Source organism: Pantoea sp. RIT413 (genome assembly GCF_003057675.2).
GTDB lineage: Bacteria > Pseudomonadota > Gammaproteobacteria > Enterobacterales > Enterobacteriaceae > Pantoea > Pantoea eucrina.
Map to the genome: position 1 here is coordinate 1 of NZ_QBJB02000003.1, position 25,133 is coordinate 25,133.

Annotated in this window: 20 protein-coding genes; 4 read left to right on the top strand and 16 right to left on the bottom strand. The window is 57.2% G+C overall.

Features of this window, described 5'->3' with window-relative positions:
* Nucleotides 1-355: 355 nt before the first annotated feature.
* Nucleotides 356-1,558, bottom strand: coding sequence for a serine hydrolase (locus DBY66_RS05490; RefSeq protein ID WP_071669030.1), 1,203 nt, complete (start codon nucleotides 1,556-1,558; stop codon nucleotides 356-358).
* A 271-nt stretch (nucleotides 1,559-1,829) separates the two neighbouring features.
* On the opposite strand from DBY66_RS05490, the gene DBY66_RS05495 reads away from it, so the two are divergent.
* Nucleotides 1,830-2,486, top strand: coding sequence for an HAD family hydrolase (locus DBY66_RS05495; RefSeq protein WP_039383460.1), 657 nt, complete (start codon nucleotides 1,830-1,832; stop codon nucleotides 2,484-2,486).
* Here DBY66_RS05495 and DBY66_RS05500 read toward each other — a convergent pair whose 3' ends face one another.
* The gene (locus tag DBY66_RS05500; protein ID WP_108569733.1) at nucleotides 2,487-3,620 is read right to left on the bottom strand and encodes a PQQ-dependent sugar dehydrogenase; all 1,134 of its coding nucleotides are present in this window, start codon (nucleotides 3,618-3,620) and stop codon (nucleotides 2,487-2,489) included.
* Between the two features lie 105 nt (nucleotides 3,621-3,725).
* Entirely contained in the window at nucleotides 3,726-4,361 is a 636-nt protein-coding gene (locus DBY66_RS05505) for a carbonic anhydrase (protein WP_039383457.1), read from the bottom strand.
* A gap of 305 nt (nucleotides 4,362-4,666) precedes the next feature.
* Between DBY66_RS05505 and rimO the strand changes: the two genes are divergently transcribed.
* Nucleotides 4,667-5,992: a 30S ribosomal protein S12 methylthiotransferase RimO gene (gene rimO, locus DBY66_RS05510; RefSeq protein ID WP_065649744.1), complete on the top strand. Its 1,326-nt coding sequence runs from the start codon at nucleotides 4,667-4,669 to the stop codon at nucleotides 5,990-5,992.
* Here the strand turns inward: rimO and DBY66_RS05515 are convergent.
* The 6 genes from DBY66_RS05515 to DBY66_RS05540 all read right to left on the bottom strand — a co-directional run bounded on the left by DBY66_RS05515 (nucleotide 5,989) and on the right by DBY66_RS05540 (nucleotide 12,885).
* Entirely contained in the window at nucleotides 5,989-6,438 is a 450-nt protein-coding gene (locus DBY66_RS05515) for a DUF4385 domain-containing protein (protein WP_094111991.1), read from the bottom strand. The genes rimO and DBY66_RS05515 overlap by 4 nt on opposite strands.
* 166 nt (nucleotides 6,439-6,604) lie before the next feature.
* Nucleotides 6,605-7,510, bottom strand: a complete 906-nt coding sequence (gene gsiD, locus DBY66_RS05520) for a glutathione ABC transporter permease GsiD (protein ID WP_039383451.1) — start codon at nucleotides 7,508-7,510, stop codon at nucleotides 6,605-6,607.
* 10 nt (nucleotides 7,511-7,520) lie between these two features.
* Nucleotides 7,521-8,441: a glutathione ABC transporter permease GsiC gene (gene gsiC, locus DBY66_RS05525; RefSeq protein ID WP_039383449.1), complete on the bottom strand. Its 921-nt coding sequence runs from the start codon at nucleotides 8,439-8,441 to the stop codon at nucleotides 7,521-7,523.
* A gap of 48 nt (nucleotides 8,442-8,489) precedes the next feature.
* A complete protein-coding gene (gene gsiB / locus DBY66_RS05530) occupies nucleotides 8,490-10,025 on the bottom strand; it encodes a glutathione ABC transporter substrate-binding protein GsiB (protein ID WP_094111989.1) in 1,536 nt (511 codons plus the stop codon).
* 61 nt (nucleotides 10,026-10,086) lie between these two features.
* Nucleotides 10,087-11,922, bottom strand: a complete 1,836-nt coding sequence (gsiA, locus tag DBY66_RS05535) for a glutathione ABC transporter ATP-binding protein GsiA (protein ID WP_108569732.1) — start codon at nucleotides 11,920-11,922, stop codon at nucleotides 10,087-10,089.
* Between the two features lie 12 nt (nucleotides 11,923-11,934).
* Nucleotides 11,935-12,885, bottom strand: a complete 951-nt coding sequence (locus DBY66_RS05540) for an isoaspartyl peptidase/L-asparaginase (RefSeq protein ID WP_094111987.1) — start codon at nucleotides 12,883-12,885, stop codon at nucleotides 11,935-11,937.
* A gap of 284 nt (nucleotides 12,886-13,169) precedes the next feature.
* Between DBY66_RS05540 and moeA the strand changes: the two genes are divergently transcribed.
* Both moeA and moeB read left to right on the top strand, forming a co-directional pair.
* A complete protein-coding gene (gene moeA, locus DBY66_RS05545) occupies nucleotides 13,170-14,405 on the top strand; it encodes a molybdopterin molybdotransferase MoeA (RefSeq protein WP_071669027.1) in 1,236 nt (411 codons plus the stop codon).
* Nucleotides 14,405-15,160 (top strand): molybdopterin-synthase adenylyltransferase MoeB, encoded by a 756-nt coding sequence (gene moeB / locus DBY66_RS05550; protein WP_039383436.1) that lies wholly within the window; start codon nucleotides 14,405-14,407, stop codon nucleotides 15,158-15,160. Before moeA ends, moeB begins: the two co-directional genes overlap by 1 nt.
* 55 nt (nucleotides 15,161-15,215) lie before the next feature.
* Here the strand turns inward: moeB and DBY66_RS05555 are convergent, their stop codons facing one another.
* From DBY66_RS05555 to DBY66_RS05585, 7 genes are all read right to left on the bottom strand, one after another.
* Nucleotides 15,216-16,808 (bottom strand): ABC-F family ATPase, encoded by a 1,593-nt coding sequence (locus DBY66_RS05555; protein ID WP_039383434.1) that lies wholly within the window; start codon nucleotides 16,806-16,808, stop codon nucleotides 15,216-15,218.
* 284 nt (nucleotides 16,809-17,092) lie between these two features.
* Nucleotides 17,093-17,494: an H-NS family nucleoid-associated regulatory protein gene (locus DBY66_RS05560; RefSeq protein ID WP_039383432.1), complete on the bottom strand. Its 402-nt coding sequence runs from the start codon at nucleotides 17,492-17,494 to the stop codon at nucleotides 17,093-17,095.
* A 404-nt stretch (nucleotides 17,495-17,898) separates the two neighbouring features.
* A complete protein-coding gene (locus DBY66_RS05565) occupies nucleotides 17,899-19,377 on the bottom strand; it encodes a sugar porter family MFS transporter (RefSeq protein ID WP_108569731.1) in 1,479 nt (492 codons plus the stop codon).
* A 242-nt stretch (nucleotides 19,378-19,619) separates the two neighbouring features.
* Nucleotides 19,620-21,134, bottom strand: a complete 1,515-nt coding sequence (locus DBY66_RS05570) for an efflux transporter outer membrane subunit (RefSeq protein ID WP_108569730.1) — start codon at nucleotides 21,132-21,134, stop codon at nucleotides 19,620-19,622.
* Nucleotide 21,135: 1 nt separating this feature from the next.
* Nucleotides 21,136-22,704, bottom strand: a complete 1,569-nt coding sequence (locus DBY66_RS05575) for a DHA2 family efflux MFS transporter permease subunit (RefSeq protein WP_071669025.1) — start codon at nucleotides 22,702-22,704, stop codon at nucleotides 21,136-21,138.
* On the bottom strand, nucleotides 22,701-23,858 hold the full coding sequence (locus DBY66_RS05580) for an HlyD family secretion protein (RefSeq protein ID WP_104084701.1): 1,158 nt from the start codon (nucleotides 23,856-23,858) through the stop codon (nucleotides 22,701-22,703). The genes DBY66_RS05575 and DBY66_RS05580 overlap by 4 nt, the downstream gene beginning before the upstream one ends.
* A gap of 161 nt (nucleotides 23,859-24,019) precedes the next feature.
* Nucleotides 24,020-25,129, bottom strand: a complete 1,110-nt coding sequence (locus DBY66_RS05585; protein ID WP_108569729.1) for an SLC13 family permease — start codon at nucleotides 25,127-25,129, stop codon at nucleotides 24,020-24,022.
* Nucleotides 25,130-25,133: the final 4 nt, after the last annotated feature.

The window sequence follows — 25,133 nt, forward strand, 5'->3', positions numbered from 1 at the left end:
CGCGGTGAGCAGGAGCGAATGGCGGCCGGTCCCGGGGAAGCGGGCTTGAGCGAGGGAACCGCGCAGCGGCGGATGGGGCTGGCGCAGGGCCGGGGAGTGCAGAGGGCGCGGCCAGGCGTCCTCTGCCCGGTCGCCGTGCCGGGGCACAGGCTGCTGCCGCCGCTGACGGCGAACGGAACCGGCCCCGGAGCAAACGGAACCGGCCCCGGGGCAGCAGCGCCGTGCCGGAGCACAGGCCGCCGCCGCAACTGACGGCGAACGGAACCGGCGCTTAATCTGCGCCCCCGCAGCTGACGGCGAACGGATCCAGCCCCCGTGGGGCGAACGGAACCGGCTCGTAACCAGCCCCCGCGTCCTAACTAAACCACTTCCCGAACCAGCCGTGGAATTTCATCATAATAAAATCCCAGATCCGCCCGACAAAGCCGCCTTCCGGTATGGCTTCCATCGCCACCAGCGGGCGCTGCTCGATGGTTTTTCCATCCAGCTGGAAATCGATAGTGCCGACAACCTGATTTTTAGCGATGGGGGCTTCCAGCTGCGGCGTATTCAGGGTAAAGCTCGCTTTCAGATTTTTCATCTGACCTTTAGGTACGGTAATCGCCGCATCTTTCGCCACGCCGAGATCCACTTCTCCCTTATCACCAAACCAGACGCGCTGGCGGGCAAACGGCTTATCTGCCTTGATAGGCGTTACCGTTTCATAAAAACGGAATCCCCAGGTCAGCAGCTTTTCACTTTCGCGAAAACGAATGGCGTCGGTTTGTGCGCCCAGCACTACCGAGATCAGACGCATATCGCCATCAACGGCAGACGCCACCAGATTGTTGCCTGCGCCTGAGGTATGTCCGGTTTTAATGCCGTCCACTTTCAGGTTGGAGCTCCAGAGCAGCCGGTTGCGGTTGCGCTGCTTAATATTGTTAAACGTGAACTCTTTCTCGCTGTTCAGCGCATACTCGTCCGGCACATCGCTTATCAGCCGCTGGCCGATAATCGCCATATCGCGGGCGGTGCTGTACTGCCCTTCCGCGTCCAGACCGTGCACCGTCATAAAATGCGTATTTTGCAGACCGAAGGCTTTAACGTAGTTATTCATCAGCCCGATAAAGGCATCCTGGCTGCCGGCAACATAATCTGCCAGCGCAATACAGGCATCGTTGCCGGACTGAATAACAATGCCTTTATTTAATTCTGATACCGGAATACGGTCGCCGGGCTTGAGGAACATCAGCGATGAGCCGCGCAGCTTTGGATTACCGGTCGCCCAGGCATCCTGGCCAATCGTCACCATATCACCGTTGTGAATCTTTCCTGATTTCAGCGCCTGCCCTACCACATAGCTGGTCATCATCTTGGTCAGACTGGCAGGATCGAGCCGCTGATCGGCATTCGATTCAGCCAGAACTTTGCCGCTGTTATAGTCCATCAGAACCCAGGCTTTGGCCTCGATTTGCGGGGCAGCCGGAGCGTCAACGGCCTGAGAAACAGCCGGGAAAATAAACAACAGCGAGGAGGCAGCCAGGGGCCGTAATAACGATGCGCAAAGGTGTAGTTTCATGGGCGTAACCAGATTGTCCTTGTAAAATCGGGGCTTTCGCGGGCGGGCAAGATCTCGTGTAAAACGCTAACGGTTCACGCTGGCGAAAAAAACCGTTGAATCGTAAAGTTAATTAAGTTTTCTTATATTAATCCAGGTCAACATCCTGTCCGGTCCAGTGTAAGCCGTCAGCGGTGGTAAAAAACTGCGCACAATTCTGAATTTGTCCGGAAAAGCTAAGCCTGTCACAAAATTCCGCTACGCTGGGATCAGTCAGCCTGAGGAGAGCGTTATGGATCTTGCCGTGTTCGATCTTGATGAAACCCTGATATGTGATGACAGCACCAGCCTCTGGTTGCGCTGGCTGGTGTCACAGGGGTTTGCGCCTGAAACAGTGATTGATGAGGATCGCAGGCTGATGCAGCGTTATTACGCCGGCGAGCTGCCCATTGAAGAGTATATGCACACCACGCTGGCACCGCTGGCTGGCATGGCCACGCCGACCGTGGCTGGCTGGATAAGACGCTTTATCCACCGTGACATCCTGCCGCGTGTGTTTCCTGCCGCACGGGAGCGCATTCAGTGGCATCAGCAGCGTGGTGATAAGGTGCTGATCGTGACCGCCAGTGGCGATCACCTTGCCATTCCTATCGCTGAACGTCTGGGCGTGGACGGTGCGCTGGCCATTCATGCTGAAGTTGTTGATGCCCGCTACAGCGGCTCTATGCTTGGCACCGCAACCTATCGCGAAGGTAAAGTGGTTCGCCTGCGCGACTGGCAGGCCCGTCAGCAGGCGCTCAGTTTCACACGCACCTGGGCCTACAGCGACTCGTTTAATGACCTGCCGCTGCTGGCCTGGGCTGACCACGCCTGGGCAGTCAATCCGGATGCGCGCCTGCAGCATGAGGCGGAGCAGCGCGGCTGGCAGATTTGCCGCTGGGCGCGCTGATTAGTTACCTGTTTCAGCCTGCTCCGGCTGCACGCCTACCCGGAGCAATTTACCGCTGGCTTCATCGGTCAGTACGTAAAGCCAGCCATCCGGCCCCTGACGCACATCGCGGATACGTTCATTACGATCGCTCAGCAGCCGCTCCTCCTCCGTGACCCGATCGCCCTCAACGCGCAGCCGGATCAGGCTTTTATCTTTCAGTGCACCGATAAACAGCGCGTTTTTCCACTGCGGAAAGCGCGTACTGTTGTAGAACGCCATGCCGCTGAGAGCCGGTGACACTTTCCACCAGAACAGCGGCTGGTCGGTTCCTGCTACCTGCGTGCCCTTCGCTTCCGGCACCGGCTGCCCGCTGTAATCGATGCCGTACGTGGCAAGCGGCCAGCCATAGTTGTGGCCTTTCTCCAGCCGGTTTACCTCATCGCCGCCGCGCGGCCCGTGCTCACTTTCCCACATCTGCTCCGTCCAGGGATTCAGCGCCAGTCCCTGAGGATTACGCACGCCATAGCTCCAGATCTCCGGACGGGCGCCCTGGGTGTGAACAAACGGATTATCCTGCGGTACGCCGCCCTCCTGCGTCAGGCGAACAATTTTTCCTGACAGCTTATCCAGCTGCTGGGCGCTGCTGCTGACAAAATTGTCGCCGAAAGCCACATAGAGAAAGCCCTGCCGGTCAAAGGCGAGCCGGGTACCGATATTGGCACCACCGGAGAGTTTAGGCGTCTGCTCCAGCACCACGCGAAACCCGTTAAGCTTCTGCATATCCTCGCTCAGCTGACCGTAACCCACGACGCCACCGGCACGCCCGCGGCTATCGGCCGTGGTGTAACTCAGCCATACGCGGCGGCTTTGCGCGAAATCAGGTGCCGGAACCACATCCAGTAACCCGCCCTGCCGCTCAGCCCAGACCTGCGGCACGCCCTGAATCGGCTTCGACAGGCCGCCTTCAGGCTGCCAGCTGCGCAGCTGACCGGTGCGCTCGGTGATAAGCAGCGTGCGGTTATCCGGCAAAAAAGCCACCGACCAGGGATGAGAGAGGTTGTCCTGTAGCACCTTTACCGCCACATCCGCAGCCAGCGCCAGAGAAGAACAGCTTAGTGCGCCGGAAATCAGCGCTGCTCGCCAGATATGCATAGGTTGCTCCTGTATTCGCTCTGCCGTTAAGGGTAGACAGCGCGCACGCAGCAGCGGGGGAAATTTACAAAACATTAAGCCCGGCGCAGGCCGGGCTGGAGGAGATTACTCGAAGCAGGTTTCAGGGTTGTCAGACAGGCAGATAAACTCTGCGCCGCCTTTGGTCAGGGCGTTGATTTTCCCCGTTTCGATATCGTAAACCCAACCGTGCAGACGCAGCTTGCCTTTACGCAAAGCAACCGAGACGGAAGGATGCGTTTTGATATTGTTCAGCTGCGCTATAACGTTCTCTTTCACCATCTCATTAAGGCGCACCTCAACAGAATCGTAGTTGCGCTCGTCAACCACGGCTTTTGCGGCGTTAGCGTAGTGCAGCCAGTGATCGACCGCCGGCATGTTTTCCAGATCGGCGTTGGAGGCGATCGCGTTCATTGCGCCACAGTTGGAGTGACCGCAAATAATGATTTCCGTTACGCCCAGCGCCAGTACCGCATACTCGATGGTGGCAGAGACGCCGCCTGGCTCCGGGCCAAACGGTGGCACAATGTTGCCGGCGTTGCGGATCACAAACAGCTGCCCTGGCTCCTGCTGCGTGACCAGCTCCGGCACCAGACGGCTGTCTGAACAGGAGATAAACAGCGCTTTAGGATTCTGGTTGGAAGCCAGACTCTTGAAAAGATCCTTCCTTTCAGGGAATACGTTCTGTTGAAAATTCAGAAAACCTTTGACGATCTCTTGCATTTGTCTGCTCTCACTCTATGCACTGCTGCGCTGTCATCGCATAGCCTGCCAGCGCACGCGTTTAAATTCTTCAGCGTTGAGAATAAGTTACCTTCAACAACCCGTCATTTAAGCAAAATCGCAGCAACCGCACAACCCGCTGCGGGCTTAAATACCCGGCGTCAGGCTGCGCCGTGCACTCTAAGCATAGCGCTGCATTCACATTCTGCAGGCAGGCAGATTGTTGCTTCAGCTATACATTTTCCGCTGCAACCTCTGTACAATCGCGCTCCTGTCCATACTAATTATGATGAATTTTTATCCTTATGAGCCATGTCACTAATCCGCCACGCGTGGGCTTCGTCTCACTCGGTTGTCCTAAAAACCTCGTTGACTCAGAACGTATCCTGACGGAACTGCGTACTGAAGGCTATGACGTGGTACCACGCTACGATGACGCGGAGATCGTTATCGTTAATACCTGCGGATTTATTGACAGCGCGGTTCAGGAATCTCTGGAAGCGATTGGTGAAGCGCTGAATGAAAACGGCAAAGTGATCGTCACCGGCTGTCTGGGTGCCAAAGTGGATCAGATCCGCGAAGTGCATCCGAAAGTGCTGGAGATCACCGGTCCGCACAGCTATGAGCAGGTGCTTGAGCACGTGCATACCTATGTACCTAAACCTGTTCATAACCCGTTTCTGAGCCTGGTGCCTGAGCAGGGCGTGAAACTGACGCCGCGCCACTACGCCTATCTGAAAATCTCGGAAGGCTGCAACCACCGCTGTACGTTCTGTATTATTCCGTCCATGCGCGGCGATCTCGACAGTCGTCCGATTGGCAGCGTGCTGGATGAAGCGAAGCGTCTGGCTGAGTCAGGCGTGAAAGAGCTGCTGGTGATCTCGCAGGATACGTCTGCTTACGGCGTGGATGTGAAACATCGTACCGGTTTCTGGAACGGTGCGCCGGTAAAAACCAGCATGGTGAGCCTGTGTGAACAGCTGGCAAAACTCGGCGTCTGGGTACGCCTGCACTATGTTTATCCCTATCCGCACGTGGATGATGTCATCCCGCTGATGGCAGAAGGCAAAATTTTGCCCTACCTCGACATTCCGCTGCAGCACGCCAGCCCGCGCATCCTGAAGCTGATGAAGCGTCCGGGCGCCGTGGAGCGTACGCTGGAGCGCATCAAACGCTGGCGTGAGATCTGTCCGGAGCTGACGCTGCGCTCTACGTTTATCGTGGGCTTCCCGGGTGAAACCGAAGAAGATTTCCAGATGCTGCTCGATTTTCTGAAAGAGGCGCGCCTCGATCGCGTAGGCTGCTTCCAGTACAGCCCGGTAGAAGGCGCCACCGCCAATCAGCTGCCGGATCCGGTTCCGGAAGAGGTAAAACAGGCGCGCTTTGACCGCTTTATGCAGCTGCAGCAGCAGATCTCCAGCGAACGCCTGCAGGAGAAAGTGGGCCGCGAAATACTGGTCATCATTGACGAAGTGGATGAAGAAGGTGCCGTCGGACGCAGCATGGCAGACGCACCGGAAATCGACGGTGCCGTCTATCTCAACGGCGACCGGCAGGTAAAAGCAGGTGATGTGGTGCGGGTGAAAGTGGAGCACGCGGACGAATACGATCTGTGGGGCAGCCGCATCTAACCATATTTCTGCTGGTGCGCTTTTTTACGCTTCAGATAATCTTCGTCGGCGCGTAATTTATCCCAGCACGCTTTAAAGATGGCCGCCGCTGCGGCCTTCTCTTTTTCTACCGTGCGCGGCAGCTCTTTGCCATCCGCATCATATTTACGTCCTCCCTGATGATTGCTGTAGCGCCGGGCGCGCGTATACCCCATCTGAATAAATTTGCGCGCCATATCCATACCGACAAAATCATCTTTCTCGCGATACGCTTCAAACAGCTGCATGATTTTTTCCGAGGACTCTTTCGCTACCTCTACGGTACGAAAACGCCACCAGGGCAAAATCTCACTTTTGTAAGGCTCCACCATCAGTACGCCCTGCTCGCCCCGCCCCACGCGATAAAGCTCAGGGTGCTGTCGCAAATCAAGATTTTTATAATCCTGCTGATAATCAAACGGTTCCATCTCTCTTCTCCTTTGCGCCCTGAGCTGCCACCGGGACGGCTTTGCGCCGGCAGCATCCTTACCGGCGGAGCAACGTCCTGCGCAACGGCCCGGGGAAAATCTGTGAAAGCGTTATCGCTGCTCCTTTAATATTAGACACTTTTAGTAGCCCGGGCCGGTTCGCTGCTCAGCTTTTCAGTTTTGGATCCAGCGCATCGCGCAGGCCGTCACCCAGCAGGTTAAACGCCAGAACGGTCAGGAAAATCGCCAGGCTGGGGAAAATAGCGACGTGAGGCGCCATCACCATATCCGCTCGCGCTTCATTCAGCATTGCTCCCCACTCCGGCGTAGGCGGCTGTGCGCCGAGCCCCAGAAAAGAGAGGCTGGCGGCGGTGATAATTGAGGTACCAATACGCATGGTGAAATAGACCATGATGGAGGAAATCGTGCCGGGCAAAATATGCCGGAAAATAATCGTGCGATCTGACGCGCCAATGCTGCGCGCCGACTCGATATAGGTCTGCTGCTTGAGCACCAGCGTGTTACCGCGCACCAGCCGGGCGAACGCAGGTATGCTGAAAATCGCCACCGCCACAATAACGTTGCTCATCCCGCTGCCCATAATGGCGACGACCGCTATCGCCAGCAGAATACCGGGAAAGGCAAACAGCACGTCGCAGATGCGCATAATCAGCCGATCCCACCAGCCCTCATAGTACCCCGCCAGCAGACCCAGCAGCGTACCGATCAACGCGCCGATAATGACAGAGAAGAATCCCGCCATCAGTGAAATACGGGTGCCTGCCAGCACCCGGCTGAAAATGTCCCGCCCCAGCGAGTCCACGCCAAACAGGTGCAGCCACGACGGCCCTTCATTCAGACGATCGTAGTCAAAATAGTTTTCCGCATCGAAAGGCGCGATCCACGGCGCAATAAAGGCCAGTACAATCAGCAGCAGGACAAAGCTGCCCGCCAGCAGCGCCACATGCTGCTGGCGAAAACGGCGCCAGAACTCACGCCACGGGGTACGCACCCGGTTTTCCGTCAGGTGCGGCAGCTGTTTCACCACCGCATCGCGTCGCCAGTTTTTCAATCGCGACTCCTTATTTGTAGCGAATAGCCGGATTGATTGCCGCGTAAAGCATATCGACAATCAGATTGATCAGGATAAATTCCAGTGAAAACAGCAGAACTTCCGCCTGAATCACCGGGTAATCCCGCATCTCCACGGAGTCCACCAGCAGGCGACCGAGGCCAGGCCAGTTAAACACCACCTCCACCACGATCGATCCTCCCAGCAGAAAACCAAACTGCAGGCCCATCATCGTGACCACCGGGATCAGGGCGTTGCGCAGCCCATGTTTCACCACCACCAGCGATTCGCGCACGCCTTTAGCCCGGGCGGTGCGCATGTAATCTTCCTGCAAAACCTCAATAAATGAGGCGCGGGTAAAGCGCGCCATAATCGCGGCAACGGCAGCGCCCAGCGTGAGAGAAGGCAGAATATAGTGCTGCCAGCTATCTGCGCCCACGGTGGGCAGCCAGCCCAGCTCCACCGAAAAGATCTGCATCAGCAGCATACCCAGCGCAAAGGCCGGAAACGAGATGCCGGAAACCGCCAGCGTCATGCCGATGCGATCGGGCCAGCGGTTGCGCCACACGGCAGAGACAATACCCAGCGCCATACCCAGCAGCACTGACCACGCCATACTGGTCAGCGTCAGCCACAGCGTCGGGTAGAAGCGCTGCGCAATTTCGTCCGCCACCGGGCGTTTTGAGACCAGCGACTGGCCAAACTCTCCCTGCAGCGCATTGAAAATAAAATGCCAGAACTGCTGGATCAGCGGCTGATCCAGCCCGAGTTCGCTGCGTACCAGCGCAACAACGGAGGCATCCGCTTCGGGGCCGGCAATCAGACGGGCCGGATCGCCGGGCAGCAGATGTACAAACAGAAACACCAGTACGGCAACAATCAGCAGCGTGGGGATCAGTCCCAGCAAGCGTTTTAAAAAGTAGTTGAGCATGCAACATCCTGCGCAGCAGCGGCCAGCCGGAGCGGCTGGCCAGTCTGGTTACTTCAGATCCGCTTCGTCGAAATTAAACGAGGTATCCGGCATGACGTAGAACCCGGTCAGGTTTTTGTTGCTGGCCGAGAGCAGCTGCTCGACAACCAGCGGGATCCACGGATGGTCATTCCAGATGCGATCCTGCGCATCTTTATAGAGCTGCGCTTTGCGTTCACGATCGGTAGTCTTTAATGCATCAGCCAGATCTTTATCCACCTGCGGATTACTGTAAAACGCGGTATTGAAGATCGCTGGCGGCCAGGAGGTCGTGGCGAACAGCGGCGTCAGCGCCCAGTCGGCCTCACCGGTCGAGGCGGACCAGCCGGTATAAAACATGCGTACGCCACTCTCTTTTTGCCCTTTGCTTTCCACTTCCGCAGCGCGCTGTCCGGCATCCATAGCGGTGACTTTCACTTTCACGCCCACCTGCGCCAGCTGCTGCTGGGTAAACTGCAGCACTTTCTGCGCCGTGCTGTGGTTATGCGAGGACCAGAGCGTGGTCTCAAAGCCGTTGCCGTAGCCCGCTTCTTTCAGCAGCGCCCGCGCTTTAGCCGGATCGTATTTGATAGCCGGGTAACGCTGAGCGAAATCGATAGAGGGCGGCACGATACCGGTAGCGGGCGTGGCATACCCGGCAAACGCCACTTTTGCCAGCGCCTCGCGGTTAATGGCATATTCCAGCGCCTCACGCACTTTCGGGTTATCAAACGGCTTTTGCGTGACGTTCAGGCTGATATAACGCTGCATGATCGAAGGCGTGGTAATGACGTTCAGCTTAGCGTTACTTTCAAGGCGTTTGGCCTGCTCAAAAGGCACCGGAAAAGCAAACGTCGCCTCGCCGGTCTGCAGCATGGCCGCACGGGTGTTGTTATCCACGATAGGACGCCAGGTAATGGTATCGAGTTTCGGATAGCCCGGCTTCCAGTATCCCGCCCACTTTTTCACTTTGACAAAATCGGTCTGATTCCAGGTTTCAAACACATAAGGGCCGGTGCCGACCGGATGGAAGCCAATCTCTTTGCCATACTTTTTCAACGCGGTGGGCGAAATCATCGCCGCCGCCGGATGCGCCAGGTTGTTGATAAACGCTGAAAAAGGCTGCTTTAGCGTGATTTTTACCGTGAGCGGATCGACCACTTCCGTGGTCGCAATATATTTGAACAGGTTATAGCGTTTGAGATGGTTATCAGGATTACTGGCGCGATCGAGGTTCACCTTAACCGCCTCAGCGTTGAAATCGGTACCATCCTGAAATTTAATGCCGGAACGCAGTTTGATGGTGTAAGTGAGCCCGTCATCACTGGCCTGAGAGCTTTCGGCCAGCACGTTTACCAGCTTCATCTCTTTATCAAAGCTGAACAGCCCCTGATAGAAAGATTTGGCAACCGCCTGCGACAAGGTGTCGTTGGCGTCGTAAGGATCCAGCGTGGTAAAGGTTGAGCTCACGGCAATGACCGCATCTTTTGCCGCCCAGGCGGGCAGCGTCAGCGCAGCGCTCAGCACGCCAGCGGTGATAATCCCGTTACGCATAATCTGGTGCATGATGGTGCTTCTCCTGTAGTCCCTTGTGCTGCGTCCTGGGTTCAGGACGCTATGTTATTCGTCAGGCGCCACCGATCGCATGGCGTGCCACAAAGTGTCCTGGCGCCACCTCCAGCAGCGGCGCGACGTCCGGCTCATCCCCCAGCGGACGTACGGCGCTGGGGATCTCATCAACCATTAACGCCCGTTCGCGATGCCGGTGTGCCGGGTCCGCCACCGGTACGGCCGCCATCAGTTTGCGGGTATAAGGATGACGCGGCTGCTCAAACACCGCCTGGCGCGGTCCTGTCTCAACGATCTGCCCCAGATACATCACCGCTACACGGTGGCTGATACGCTCCACCACCGCCATATCATGCGAAATGAACAGAAAAGCGATGCCGGTTTCCCGCTGCAGATCCAGCATCAGATTGATAATTTGCGCCTGGACCGAGACATCCAGCGCTGACACGGACTCATCCGCAATGACCACTTTGGGATTCAGCGCCAGCGCTCGCGCAATACAGATGCGCTGCCGCTGGCCGCCTGAGAACTCATGCGGGTAGCGCTGCGCATGCTCCGGCTGCAGCCCTACCCGCTCCAGCAGCCAGGCAACGCGCTTCTCCGCCTGCGCGCGGCTCATCACGCGATGGACCAGCAGCGGCTCCATCACAGAAAAGCCTACCGTGAGGCGCGGATCGAGCGAGGCGTAGGGATCCTGAAAAATAAACTGAATATCGCGCCGCAGCGCCGCCAGCGCGCTCCCCTGCAGCGCGTCGATACGCTGACCGTTAAAGGTGATGCTGCCGCCCTGACTGGCGACCAGCCGCAGCAGTGAACGACCGGTGGTCGATTTACCGCATCCCGACTCGCCAACCAGCGCCAGCGTCTCTCCGGCATAGAGATCAAAGCTCACCTTCTCTACCGCGTGCACCCGGCGCGTAACCCGGTTAAAGAGACCGCTACGCAGGTCGAAGCGGGTTGTCAGATCGCGCACCTGCAGCACCGGCGGGCGATCGCGACGCACGGTATCCTGCGGCAGAGCCGGCGCCTCCTGCCCGGTGGTGCTCAGCAGAGGAAATTTTGCCGGCAGTGGCTGCCCGCTCATCGCGCCCAGCCGGGGCACGGCCGCCAGCAGCGCGCGGGTATAAGGCTGAGCCGGCGCGTTAAACAGCTGCTGCACCGGCGCCTGTTCGATAACATCGCCGCGATACATGACCTGCACGCGATCGGCCATTTCAGCGACGACGCCCATATCGTGCGTGATAAAAATCACGCCCATCTGCATCTCTTTTTGCAGCACGCGGATAAGCTGCAGGATCTGCGCCTGAATAGTGACATCCAGCGCCGTCGTCGGCTCATCGGCAATCAGCAGTGCGGGCCGGCAGGAGAGCGCCATCGCAATCATGACGCGCTGGCGCATCCCGCCAGAGAGCTGATGCGGATAACGCGACAGGATAGCGTGCGCATCCGGAATGCGTACCAGATCCAGCATGCGCCGCGCTTCAGCGAGCGCCTGCTGATGGCTCATCTTCTGGTGTAGTCGTACTGACTCAGCAATCTGTTCGCCCACGGTAAATACCGGATTCAGCGAGGTCATCGGCTCCTGAAAGATCATCGCCATGTCAGCGCCGCGCACCTGCCGCATCTGACCGGACGACGCGCGCATGACGTCCAGGATCTCCCCGTTTCGGCGGCGCAGCTTTATCTCACCGCTGATCTCGCTGCCCGCCTGCTGAATCAGGCGCATCAGCGCCAGTGACGTCACTGATTTCCCTGAGCCAGACTCCCCGACCAGCGCCAGGGTTTCTCCCCGCAGCAGATCGAGCGAAAGATGACGCACCGCTTCAGTTTTACTATCTTCATGCTGAAAAGTGACGCACAGATCGCGTACCGCCAGCACCTGTTGCTGTTCCATTCTGCCTGCTCCTTAGCTGTCGCGGTAAATGGCCACCTCAACGGCACCCTCAACGTAAGCAAAACCCCGGTACATGCCTTCGCTGTTAAACGGCAGTGCAAGGTTACCCTGTGCATCAACTGCAATCAGCCCGCCGCTGCCTTCCAGCTCCGGAATGGTGTCGTGGATGACGCTGGCGGTCGCCTGCTGCAGCGAGCGTCCTGCATATTTCATCTGTGCCGCAACATCATAAGCGGCCAGCGTTCGCATAAAGACTTCGCCAGTACCGGTGCAGGAGACAGCCACGCTGTCGTTGCTGGCATAGCAGCCGGCGCCAATCAGCGGCGAGTCGCCCACGCGGCCAGCCTGCTTGTTGGTCATGCCACCGGTTGAAGTCGCCGCGGCAAGATTGCCGTGCAGATCCAGCGCCACCGCACCCACGGTGCCGAGTTTGCGATCCTCATCCAGCGGCGTAGCAGCCGCGTCGTGATCGAGCTGCGTGGTGTTGCTGTCGCGCACGCGCAGCAGCTGCGCCAGGCGTTCTGGCGTTGAGAAAAAGTCAGCGGCAACGGGTTCCAGCCCCTGCGCCACGGCAAAGGCTTCTGCGCCGGCGCCGATCAGCAGCACGTGGGGACTCGCCTCCAGCACTTTACGCGCGGCGAGGATCGGATGTTCAATATGGCTGACGCCCGCTACTGCGCCCGCCTGCAGCGTGCGGCCATCCATGATGCTGGCGTCCAGCTCGTGTGTGCCCTGATGAGTGAACACCGCGCCCCGTCCGGCATTAAACAGCGGGCACGCCTCCAGCCGCCGCACCGCGTCAGTCACCGCATCCAGCGCGCTGCCGCCCGCGGCCAGAATCTGCTGCCCCGCTGCGACAATGTCGTGCAGCTGCTGCCGGTATTGCTGCTCGCGCGCCGCGCTCATGGTACTGCGGGAAAGCGCGCCCGCGCCGCCGTGGATAGCGATTACTGCCCTGGTCATTAGCTGCACCTGTCAGGATTATCAGCAGAAAAAACACTGATTTAGAATGGTTTTCATCATTTTCAGACAATTTTCGACTATAGGAAGCACCCGGCAGCTTGTAAAGCAGAAAGTGCATCAGCCCTCATAACCTTTTCTCAGGCTTTATATCTTTTTCCTTTGCCGGCAGACCCCATTGGCGGCTCACCGCGCGATCTGTGCGGCCGCGCCAAACGGGTCTGGCCTTACGCCAGCGCCTTAACCCATAATAGGTGACATCTGACATTTATCCGCCAGGGAGCGATATGGAACCCAACACCGCAGGCTTAATTTCACTGGAAGAGGCGCAGCACATGATGCTGCAACCGCTGCAACCGGTCAGCGGGACTGAACAGGTTAGCCTGGCTAATGCTGCCGGGCGCATTACCGCAGAGGCGGTGGTTTCACCGCTGGATGTCCCCTCATTTGATAACTCCGCAATGGATGGCTACGCGGTACGGCTGAGCGATCTCGGCGCTGGCGCGCCGCTTGCCGTGGCGGGCAAAGCCTTTGCCGGTTCTCCCTGGCACGGTGAATGGCCGGCAGGCAGCGCGATCCGTATTATGACCGGCGCTCCGATACCGGCAGGCTGCGACGCGGTAGTCATGCAGGAGCAAACGGAGCAGCATGCGGATGGTATTGTGATGACGGCGCCGGTAAGCGCAGGCCAGAATATCCGCCGTATTGGTGAAGATATTCGCGCCGGGCATCAGGTTCTGGCAGCGGGGGTGCGGCTGGGTGCCGCTGAGCTGCCGCTGCTCGCCTCGCTGGGCATTGCCAGGGTAACGGTACGGCGCAGGCTGCGCGTGGCGATATTCTCCACCGGGGATGAGCTGCAGGCGGTGGGTGAACCGCTGGCAGAGGGCCAGATTTATGACACCAATCGCCTTACCGTCTCTCTGATGCTCAGCAAGCTGGGCTGCGACGTCATCGACCTCGGCGTTATCGCGGACGACCCGGCCGCGCTGCGTCACGCCTTTACCACAGCAGACAGCCAGGCTGATGTGGTCATCAGCACCGGCGGTGTCTCCGTAGGCGAAGCTGATTTTACCCGGGAGATCCTCAACGAACTCGGATCTGTCAGCTTCTGGAAGCTGGCGATCAAGCCAGGTAAACCGTTCGCTTTCGGCCAGCTGGCGAATAGCCTGTTCTGCGGGCTGCCGGGCAATCCGGTCTCCGCCGCCGTGACCTTTTATCAGCTGGTGCAGCCGCTGCTGGTCAGGCTGAGCGGCCAGACAACGCCGGCAATGCCGCTGCGCCAGCGTGCGCGAACGCTGGATCGCCTGAAAAAATCGCCGGGGCGCCTCGATTTTCAGCGTGGCGTGCTCAGCCGCAGCAGCGAAGGTGTGCTGGAGGTGCGCTCCACCGGTGCGCAGGGTTCACATGTTTTCAGTTCGTTTGCGCTGGCCGACTGCTTTATTGTGCTGGAGCGCGAACGCGGTACGGCAGAAGCGGGTGAATGGGTTGAGGTTGAGCCCTTTAACAGCCTGCTGGAGGGGTAATGTCACGCGAACTGACGCATGAAGAGATGCTGCGCTATAACCGGCAAATTGTCCTGCGCGGCTTCGACTTTACCGCACAGGAGCAGCTCGCTGAGTCACGCGTGCTGATCGTCGGCCTGGGGGGGCTGGGATGCGCGGCTGCCCCCTGGCTCGCCTCCGCCGGCGTGGGGTATCTGACGCTGCTCGATTTTGATACCGTCAGCCTGAGCAATCTGCAGCGGCAGATCCTGCATCGCGATGAGACGATTGGCCAGCCCAAAGTAGAATCAGCGCGCGCGCAGCTGGCGGCAATCAATCCGCACTGCATTATTGAAACCTGTGACGTGCAGGCCGACGATGCGACGCTGAGCGCACTGATTGCGCGGCATGACGCGGTGCTGGACTGCACAGATAATGTGGCCACGCGTGAGCAGCTGAACCGCCTCTGTTTCCGGCAAAAGGTCCCGCTGATTTCCGGTGCGGCGATCCGCATGGAAGGTCAGCTGAGCGTTTTTACCTGGCAGCCTGGCGAGCCCTGTTACCGCTGTATCAGCCGCCTGTTTGGCGAACAGACGCTGAGCTGTGTGGAAGCTGGCGTCATGGCCCCGCTGGTGGGCGTAATTGGCGCGATGCAGGCGATGGAGACGCTGAAACTGCTTACCGCGTTTGGTGAACCCGCCCGCTCTCGCCTGCTGATGTATGACGCAATGCGCGCTGAATTTCGCAGCATGAAAGTGATGCAGGACGCACACTGTGACGTGTGTGGCTCCCCCTGAAATGCAAACAGGCCGCCCGGTCGGGCGGCCTGTTAAGCAGACAGAATGAGCAGGATTATGAAATGCCCTGACTGCGCAGGTAATCTTCATAGTTGCCGGTGAAGTCAACGATGCGCTCACCTTTCATCTCCATCACGCGCGTCGCCAGCGAGCTGACAAATTCACGGTCATGTGAAACAAAGATCAGCGTGCCTTCATACATCTCCAGCGCCATGTTCAGTGATTCGATCGATTCCATATCCAGGTGGTTGGTCGGCTCATCCATAATCAGAATGTTAGGCTTCTGCATCATCAGCTTGCCAAACAGCATCCGGCCTTTCTCACCGCCCGACAGCACTTTGGCCGGTTTTTTGATGTCATCATGGCTGAACAGTAAGCGGCCCAGTACGCTGCGCACGGCCTGTTCATCATCGCCATCCTGCTTCCACTGGCTCATCCAGTCGAACACGCTAAGGTCTTCAGCAAAATCTTCGGCATGATCCTGTGCGTAATAGCCGATGCGCGCATTTTCAGACCATTTAACGCTGCCGCTGTCCGGCGTTAATTCGCCCACCAGCGTTTTCAGCAGCGTGGATTTACCGATACCGTTGGCACCCAGAATTGCCAGCTTCTCGCCCACTTCCAGCATCAGATTCAGCTTATTAAAGAGCGGGCCGTTATCAAATCCTTTCGTCAGCGCTTCAACTTCCAGCGCATTACGGAATAATTTCTTATCCTGCTCAAAGCGAATATAAGGGTTCTGACGACTGGAGGCTTTGACTTCATCCAGTTTGATTTTATCAATCTGTTTTGCGCGCGATGTTGCCTGACGGGATTTAGAGGCGTTAGCACTGAAGCGGCTGACAAAAGATTGCAGGTCAGCAATCTGCGCTTTCTTTTTCGCGTTATCGGCCAGCAGACGTTCGCGCGCCTGCGTCGCCGCGGTCATATATTCATCATAATTACCGGGATAAACGCGCAGCTCACCATAATCAAGATCCGCCATATGGGTGCAGACCATATTTAAAAAGTGACGGTCATGCGAAATGATGATCATGGTACTGTTACGATCGTTCAGCACCTGCTCAAGCCAGCGGATAGTATCAATATCCAGGTTGTTCGTCGGCTCATCAAGCAGCAGAATATCGGGATTAGAGAACAGCGCCTGCGCCAGCAGCACACGCAGTTTCCAGCCCGGTGCGATTTCGCTCATCGGCCCGTAATGCTGCTCCACCGGAATACCGACGCCCAGCAATAACTCACCGGCCCTGGATTCCGCGCTATATCCATCCATTTCACCGTAGGCGACTTCGAGATCGGCAACTTTGTAGCCTTCTGCTTCACTCATTTCTGGCAGTGCGTAAATACGATCGCGCTCTTCTTTTACGGCCCAGAGTTCCTGATGCCCCATTATGACCGTATCCAGCACACTATATTGTTCAAAGGCAAACTGATCCTGACGAAGCTTACCAATACGCTCGTTGGGATCGAGTGAGACATTGCCGTTGGTAGGCACCAGATCGCCGCCCAGTATTTTCATAAAGGTCGATTTACCGCTGCCGTTTGCACCGATTAAACCGTAACGGTTACCCCCGCCAAACTTAACGGAGATATTTTCAAACAGCGGCTTGCTGCCGAACTGCATAGTGATATTGCTGGAAACTAACACGGCATTGACCTTTGTTACACGGTGGATGAAAAAACAGCGGGCATTATGCCAGAGATGGGCTATATGAGCCAGTCTGCGCCTGGCGTTGGCGCAGCTTTTACGCAAAGGGATTGTTAGCAGACGCAAAATAGTGTTGCCGGCATCCGGCAGCAGACGCTTCTCGCCTGCCGACGTTACGTCATCGTTATCAGTTAGCGCAGTTTGTTACACAAATTAAAACGTCAGCCAATAAAAAAAGCCGGGGGCAATATGCCCCCGGCTCCCATATACAAGGATTGCGTCGCTTATTTAATCAGGAAACTGTCCAGGCTCTTGCCGGCATCCAGGGCTTTTTTAATCGCTGCTGGCGTGCGGCCCTGACCGGTCCAGGATTTTTCATCACCGTTTTCGTCGGTATAAGTATATTTAGCCGGACGCGGTGCGCGCTTGGCGCGTTTTTTACCGGTTTCAAGTGCGCCCAGTAATTCGTTAGGATCGATGCCATCAGCCAGCAGCATTTCGCGATATTTAGACAGCTTCTCTTCTTTTTCGCGGTTTTGCGCTTCTTCGGCTTCAACTTCTTCACGACGCTCAGTCACAACGACAGTTAATTTTTCCAGAATCTCTTCCAGATCGCTCAGTGGCAGTTCACGCGCCTGCGCACGTAATGTGCGAATGTTGTTCAGTACTTTAAATGCGTCACTCATCACAATGTCCTTGTTTAAGGGGTATAAATAAACTGTAGCGGCAAGATTACCCAATTCAAATAAAAAAATAAATTAATTTTGCAGACCGGATTATTCTTAACAGGTTCGCTTATTGTTATTGTTCAGTAAGGATAACCCTCACCGGTTAACATTAAGCGTTAATAAACTGATAAGGTTTCCCGGCAGCTGTTGCATTGATATCGATTTCATTTGCTAATCCCGCGAGCGAAACAAGTAGTTAGCAAAATTTTAGTTTGTGACATTCTGCAGGCGAAGCGTAAAAATAATTAATCATGTATCCGTTATTCACTTTTAATGCGCGTTTTAATGACGTGGCTCTCAGCCTGACTGACAGACTAAAAAGAAAAACCGGCCTGCGCCGGTTTTATCAGGGAAATCTATTTTTAACTACCCTTTTGGGCCGATGGCCTCATTACCTGACGCGGCGATGTTTCCGTCAGCCAGTCGCGCAGATAATGTTCAATCTGCTCCAGTGAACGATTACGGGTTTCCGGTACGCAGCAGAAAACAAACAGCGTTCCGAACAAGCCGGCTGCGGCAAAAATAAAAAAGGCACCTGACAGCCCCACCCATGCAAGCAGCAGCGGAAACAGTAACGAGATAGTAAAATTAGTCAGCCACATGGCAAATACCGCCCCGCCCATAAATATACCGCGCAGCCGCGTCGGAAAAATTTCGGATAAGAGCAGCCAGGTAACCGGCGATAACGCTCCCTGCTGAAAACTTAAAAACAGCAGCATGCCCAGCAGGACCATATAGCTGCGCAGCATATCAGGCTGACCGTTTACCGTTTCCGGCATGAAGTAGCTGACGGCCCCGATCAGAACCAGGCAGGCGGTACATCCTATCTGTCCGATAAGCGCGAGGGGGCGGCGTCCGATACGCCCAAGCAGCCAGATCCCCGCAAAGGTCATCAGCACTGAGATAACGCCATTGGCGATAGTAGCAACCAATGCCGCATTATCATCCATACCGACTGCTTTCAGCATTACCGGCGCATAGTACATGATGGTGTTGACGCCGGTGAGCTGCTGAATAGCGGCTATGCCTGTGCCGATGAAAAAGAGCTTCAGCAGCCAGGGCTGGCGTAACTCCCGCAGGCGTGGGCGCTGCTGCTGCTCCTCTTCCAGCGTCTCAGTGATTTCGGTCATCTCCCACTCCACGTCCTCACGTGCGCGGGTCCGCTCCAGGACTCTGCGGGCTTCAGCCAGACGCCCCTTCATGGCATACCAGCGCGGCGTATCCGGCATAAACATCATGCCAAACCAGAGCAGCACTGCGGGCAGCGTCGCCACCGCCAGCATCCAGCGCCAGGTACTCTCACCGCCCCAGGCGGCATGAAACCCGGCATTGGAGATATAAGCCAGCATCTGGCCGGAGACGATCATCAGCTCCTGCATTGTGACCAGCTGACCGCGTTTATTGGCAGGTGCCATCTCCGCAATGTAAACCGGAACGGTGGCAGACGCGCCGCCGACGGCGACCCCGAGGATCAGGCGGAAGAAAATCATCCATTCAGCATCCGGCGCCAGCGCCGTGCCCAGCGCGCCGGCCGCAAAAATGGTTGCCAGTACCAGAATGATTTTTCTCCGCCCGACCGCTGCGGCAAAATGCCCCGATATCAGCGCACCAAATGCCGCACCAAACAGCAGGCTGCTGGTGACAAGGCCGGTGGTTAATGGCGTCAGATGTATATCATCCCCCATGAATAGCAGTGCGCCGGAGATAACGCCGGTGTCATAGCCGAACAGCAGTCCGCCGAGGGTGGCAACGGCCGCAATAACTTTAACAAAGGGTTCAGTACGCGTATTACTGTTCGGCCCTGAGGCTTTATTGAGGGTAAGCCAGGTTTCACGAGGCATAACTAACTCCATTTCTGAAAGATGCATCAAAAATAGAGTATTTTTGCCATAAAAATTAAATATGAAATTTTAGTTTTGCCATATTCATCATAACTGATGCCAGGAAATCAGATACCGATCACATAAACTCAGCGTGAATATCTTTTTATGTCAGCGACAATACGCTCAAAATTTAATCCTTACATAAAAAGGAACATTTATTTCAATTATCAGGTCGTCCCGGTGGCGGGACGACCCGGGGGTCAGTTGACCTGCGTGGCCGGACCAAATACTGCGTAATCCGGCAGAGTCACCTGCTGATAATTTTCCCAGCCGCCGCCCAGCGCTTTATAGAGCGCGACCAGATCGAGCGCGCTTTGCGTACGCGCCTGAACCGACTGTGCTTTTGCCTGCGCCAGCTGCCGCTGCGCATCCAGCACGTCAAGAAAGGTCGTCAGGCCCTGTCGATAGCTGTCGCTGGCCAGGTCGAATGTCCGCTGCAGTGCGCCGGTAGTTTCATCCAGCGCGGTAACCTGCTGCTGATCCGCCCGGTAGCTGACCAGCGCATTCTCCACATCCTGCAGCGCCGTCAGCACTGTCTGCCGGTAATCCAGCGCGGCGCTGGCCTGCTGTGCCCGCGCCAGCTTCACGCTGGAAACCAGCCGTCCGCCCTGGAAAATCGGAATAGAGAGTGACGGACCGATGCTGAAAAAGTGGCTGCTCCAGTCATCAAGGTAGCTGGCGTCGGTGTTCCTGACCCCGAGCTGCCCCGTCAGGGAGAGAGCCGGGAAGAGGCTGGCAACCGAGACGCCAATATTGGCGGTCTGCGCGTGAAGCGTGGCCTCAGCCTGACGAATATCGGGCCGCCGGCGCGCCAGCGTCGCCGGGATCCCTACCGGTACCAGACCTGGCAATGCTGGCAGCGCTTTCGCCGTCATCAGCTCACTATCCAGCGCACCGGGCGTTTTACCGAGCAGGACCGCCAGACCGTTCATCGCCTGCCGCGCCTGCGCCTCATACTGCGGCAGCTGCGCATTAAGCGAGGCGAGCTGCGCCCGGGCATTTTCCACATTTGTCGCCGGTGCCAGCCCGTTTTGCTGCTGGCTTTGCGTCAGCTCCCAGGTCTCCTGCGCCACCTTTATCTGCGTCTGCAGCGTAGCCAGCACCGCCTGCGCCCCGCGCAGCTGCAGATAGGCGCGCGCCACTTCAGCTTCCACTGAAATCAGCACGTCGTCACGCTGTGCGACAGCCGCCTGCTGCTGCGCATCGGCGGCCTCCATCTGCCGGCGTACCTTGCCCCAGATATCCAGCTCCCAGCTGGCATCAAAGCTGCCCTGATAGAGCGTTACGGAATGGTTCAGTCCATCCAGCTGTCCGGCGATATCATCATCCACCCGATCGTATACGCCGTTGGATTTCAGCAGACCTTTCAGGCCCAGCTGCTGGCGCGTGACTTTAGCTGAGCCATTCAGCGCGGGAAACAGCCCCCCGCGCGCCTGCGCCAGCTGCTGCCGCGCACCGGCGATGCGTAACACCGCCTGCTGCAGCGAGAGGTTACCGCTGATGGCGCGATCGATCAGGCTATTGAGCTGCGGATCGTTAAAGCTGCGCCACCAGAGCGGGTTGGGTGCGGCGGCCAGTGGCTTAGAGGTTTCCTGTGACGACAGTGCGCGAAAGCTGCCGGGCGTCTGCGGGCGCGGGGCCTGATAGTCGGGGCCGACGGCACAACCCGCCAGCAGCAGCGTCAGCGGCAGCGCAACGCGTGAAAAGGTTCTCATTTTAGTGTGCTCCTGCACTGCCTTCGCTCTTAATCGGCGAAAGTAACCAACATAGAGGGATCAGTATCATGGCGACGATGCTCAGTCCCGTGAACACGTCGATATAGGCCAGAATGCGCGCCTGAGCGATCATCTCCTGATAGAGCTGACCCGCGGCAAGCTGCAGCGGATCGCCAGCTACCTGCGTAAAATCGCGGATCGCCTGAGCCCACTGCTGCAGTGTCAGGTTGAACTGCTCATTCAGCGGCGACATGTTATGCACCATGTGCGCGGAACGCACCTGTTCACGCTCGGTGATCCCGGCGGTTGCCAGTGAGATACCGATAGAGCCGGCCACGTTACGAAACATGGTAAACAGCGCGGACGCATCGGCGTTAAGCTTCTGCGGGATGGTGACAAACGCAATGGTGGTAAGCGGAACAAACAGAAAGCCCAGCCCGATAGATTGCGCGCTGCGCATCATCACCAGGGTTTTAAAATCCACGTCCGGCGTCAGCGTACTGGAGTAAAAAAAGGCCAGCGCCAGGCAGCTGAAGCCGAAGGCGATAATATAGCGAGTCTGCACAACTGGCATCAGCTTCAGTACCAGCGGAATGGTCAGCACGATCAATACGGCTCCGGGCGACAGCACCAGTCCTGACCAGGTGGCGGTATACCCCAGATCCTGCTGCGCCAGCTGCGGCAGCACCACTGAGCTGCCGTAGAGGATCATAGCCATACCGGCCATCAGCAGACCGGCGACCCAGAAGTTGCGATCTTTCATCACGCGGATATCCACGACCGGCTTACGCGCATAAAGCAGCCAGTAGACCGCGCCCACCAGCCCCACCGCGGCCAGCATGGCGAACAGACGAATAAAGTGCGAAGCGAACCAGTCTTCATCTTCACCGCGATCGAGAAACACCTGCAGACAGCCAAGGCCAAGCGTGATCAGGCTGATGCCGATATAGTCAATTTTCAGCCGGCCTTTATCCCACTTGCGCTCCCACGGCGGATCTTCAAGCAGCTGGTAAATCGCCAGCACGGTTAAAATCCCTACCGGAATATTAATAAAGAAGACCCAGCGCCAGCTGTAATTGTCGGTGATCCAGCCGCCCAGCGTCGGGCCAATCACCGGTGCTACGATAATCGCAATCGAAGAGAGGCCAAAAGCTTTGCCGCGATCGGCAGGCTTGAAGTAGTCGAGCAGTACCGATTGCTGAACCGGCTGCAGGCCACCGCCAAAAAAGCCCTGCAGCACACGAAACAGAATGATTTGCCACAGCTCGGTGGCAATGCCGCAGAGAAACGAGCAGATAGTGAACATCACAATACAGATCAAAAAGAACTGCTTGCGGCCAAACAGACGGCTAAAGAAGGCGGAGATCGGCAGCACAATGCCATTCGCAACCAGGTAGGAGGTGAGTACCCAGGTGGATTCGTCATAGCTGGAGGAGAGCGAACCCGCAATATGCGGCAGCGCAACGTTTACGATGGTGGTGTCCAGGATCTCCATGAACACCGCCAGCGTAACCGTGATGGCGACCAGCCAGGGGTTGCTGGCCGGGCGCCAGCTCTCGCCTGCACTCATTCTACTGTCACCTCAGGCTCTACCGAGAGTCCAAGCGGCAGTGGATGAGCAGGATCCAGTCCGCTATCGATAACGATTTTAACCGGGACGCGCTGCACAATTTTCACATAGTTACCGGTAGCGTTTTCCGACGGGAAGGCGGAGAAACGTGAGCCTGACCCCATCTGGATGCTGTCGACGTGGCCGTGCAGTTTCATATCAGGCCATGCGTCCACGCTGATCTCGACTTTGTCACCCGGATTCATGCGCGCCAGCTGTGACTCTTTAAAATTAGCGGTGATCCAGATGTCGGGTGACACCAGCGAAAAAAGGGCTGACCCAGCCTGCACCAGCGTACCGAGCTGCACGTTGCGTTTGGTGACAAAACCGTCGTAAGGGGCACGCACTTCGGTGTAAGAGAGATTGAGCTCTGCGGTATTAAGCTGCGCCTGCGCCTGTTCCACCTGCTGCTGGCGCGCTTCCACATTTGTTTCCTGTTGCCGGATCTGCAGTTTGACCTGTGAGGCGACCTCAACCTGCGCTTTAGCACTCTGCAGCTGCGCTTCCGCTGAGCGCAGCTGCGCCGCGGCGGTATCGATATTACGCTGAGACGTGGCGCGGGGATCCACGCCGCGCTGCCGGCGGTAATCCGCCTGCGCATTAAGTAAGTTCGCCTGCGCGCTCGCCTGCTGCGCCAGCGCCTGATCGCGCTGCGCCGGATACTGCACGCGCGACAGCGCCAGCTGCGCCTGCGCCTGATGCAGCTGAGCCTGAGCCAGCCCCAGTTGTGCTTTTGCCTGATCGCGCTGTGCAGCACTGTCGCGCGGATCGATCACCACCAGCAGATCGCCTTTTTTTACCCGCTGGTTATCTTTTACCAGCAGCTGCACCACGTAGCCTGAGGCTTTAGGTGCCACGGTAACGGCGTTACCTTCCGTAAAGGCGTCATCGGTGGTTTCAATATTGCGGGTGGTAAACCAGAACCAGAACCCCACGATCAGCATAATCACCACAACAATCGCGAGAATAATCAGCGGCTTTTTACCCGGCCGCTTACGCGGCTGATCGTCATCCTGATTATCTTTGTCCTGTTGCTGCTGCTGGCTGTTGTCCTGCTGCGGATCGTTGTCGTTATCTGACGGCTTCTGCGGGTCCTGCTGCTGATTTTCGCTCATAATTTGTCATCACTGGCTGAAAGCCCGATCCCCGGGCATAAACGGTCAACTTAACATTAGATAATAAATTGACAAATTCCAGTGTAACTTTACATAAGCAGAGACGGGCGGCACGTTATGCCACAGCGGTGGCTAAGGCGCTGAAGAGCCAGCGCCCGCACTCAGTGAAGCCACTGCAGCAGCAGCCAGCCGCACAGCATTGACCACGCCAGCATCGGCAGTGAGTAGAGATGAAAACGCCACCAGACTGCTTTGTCCTGCGCCATGCGCAGCGCAATCAGGTTGGCCAGCGAGCCTGGCAGCAGGCCAAAGCCGCCAATATTCACCGCCCAGGCGAGCACCACAGAGGGATCGGTTTTTTGCAGCAGCAGGATAGTGGCCGGGACATTACTGATAAACTGCGACAGGCCGATAGCCAGTAAATAGATACCGCCCTCCCCCAGCTGTCCGATACGGGCAAACCACGGCTGCAGCGCAGGCAGATGCATGAGCAAAAAGACGTCGATAAACATTGCGACAAAAACCAGCAGCAGGCTCCAGTCAATGGCGGCCAGCACCCCTCGCGCCATGATCAAAAAGCAGGCGGCGACCAGCAGCAGCGCCCAGCCCGTCATCTTCAGCTCCAGCGCCACGATAAATACGATATAGAGCAGCAGGCTGACGCTGAACAGGCGCCGGCTCCACTGCTGCGCACCGGCGTCACTGTGTTTATCTATGTGCTGCGCCGGGAAGCTCCACCAGGTCAGCGCGACCAGCGTTATCATCAGCACGGCTGCCAGCGGCAGCATCTGCAGGATGAATCCGCCCACGCTCAGCGAGCCGTGACTCCACAGCAGGATATTTTGCGGATTGCCGACCGGGGTCAGCAGCGATCCGGCGTTAACCGCCAGTGCTTCAAAGATAATGAGCCGCGAGACCGGCAGATGTGAAAATTTACGCAGCGTCAGCGTCAGCGGTACCAGAATAAATAGCGCGACATCGTTGGTCAGAAAGGTTGAAAGCAGCGCGGCGGCGCAGACCATAAACAGCGCCAGCGCACGTTCATGCTGAAAGCGCTGAATCAGGCGGGCGCCCAGTACGTCAAAATAACCGCTGTTCTCCAGCCCTTTCGTCAGCATCAGCAGGCCGGTCAGCGTCATGATGGTCTGCCAGTCGACGGAAGCCGGCAGCTGCGACCAGCGATACTCTGCCAGCGGCAGCAGTATCACACCCAGCAGTAACAACAAATGCAAAATACGGTCACGCATTAAGGATCGAAGCACGATGGGCATGATA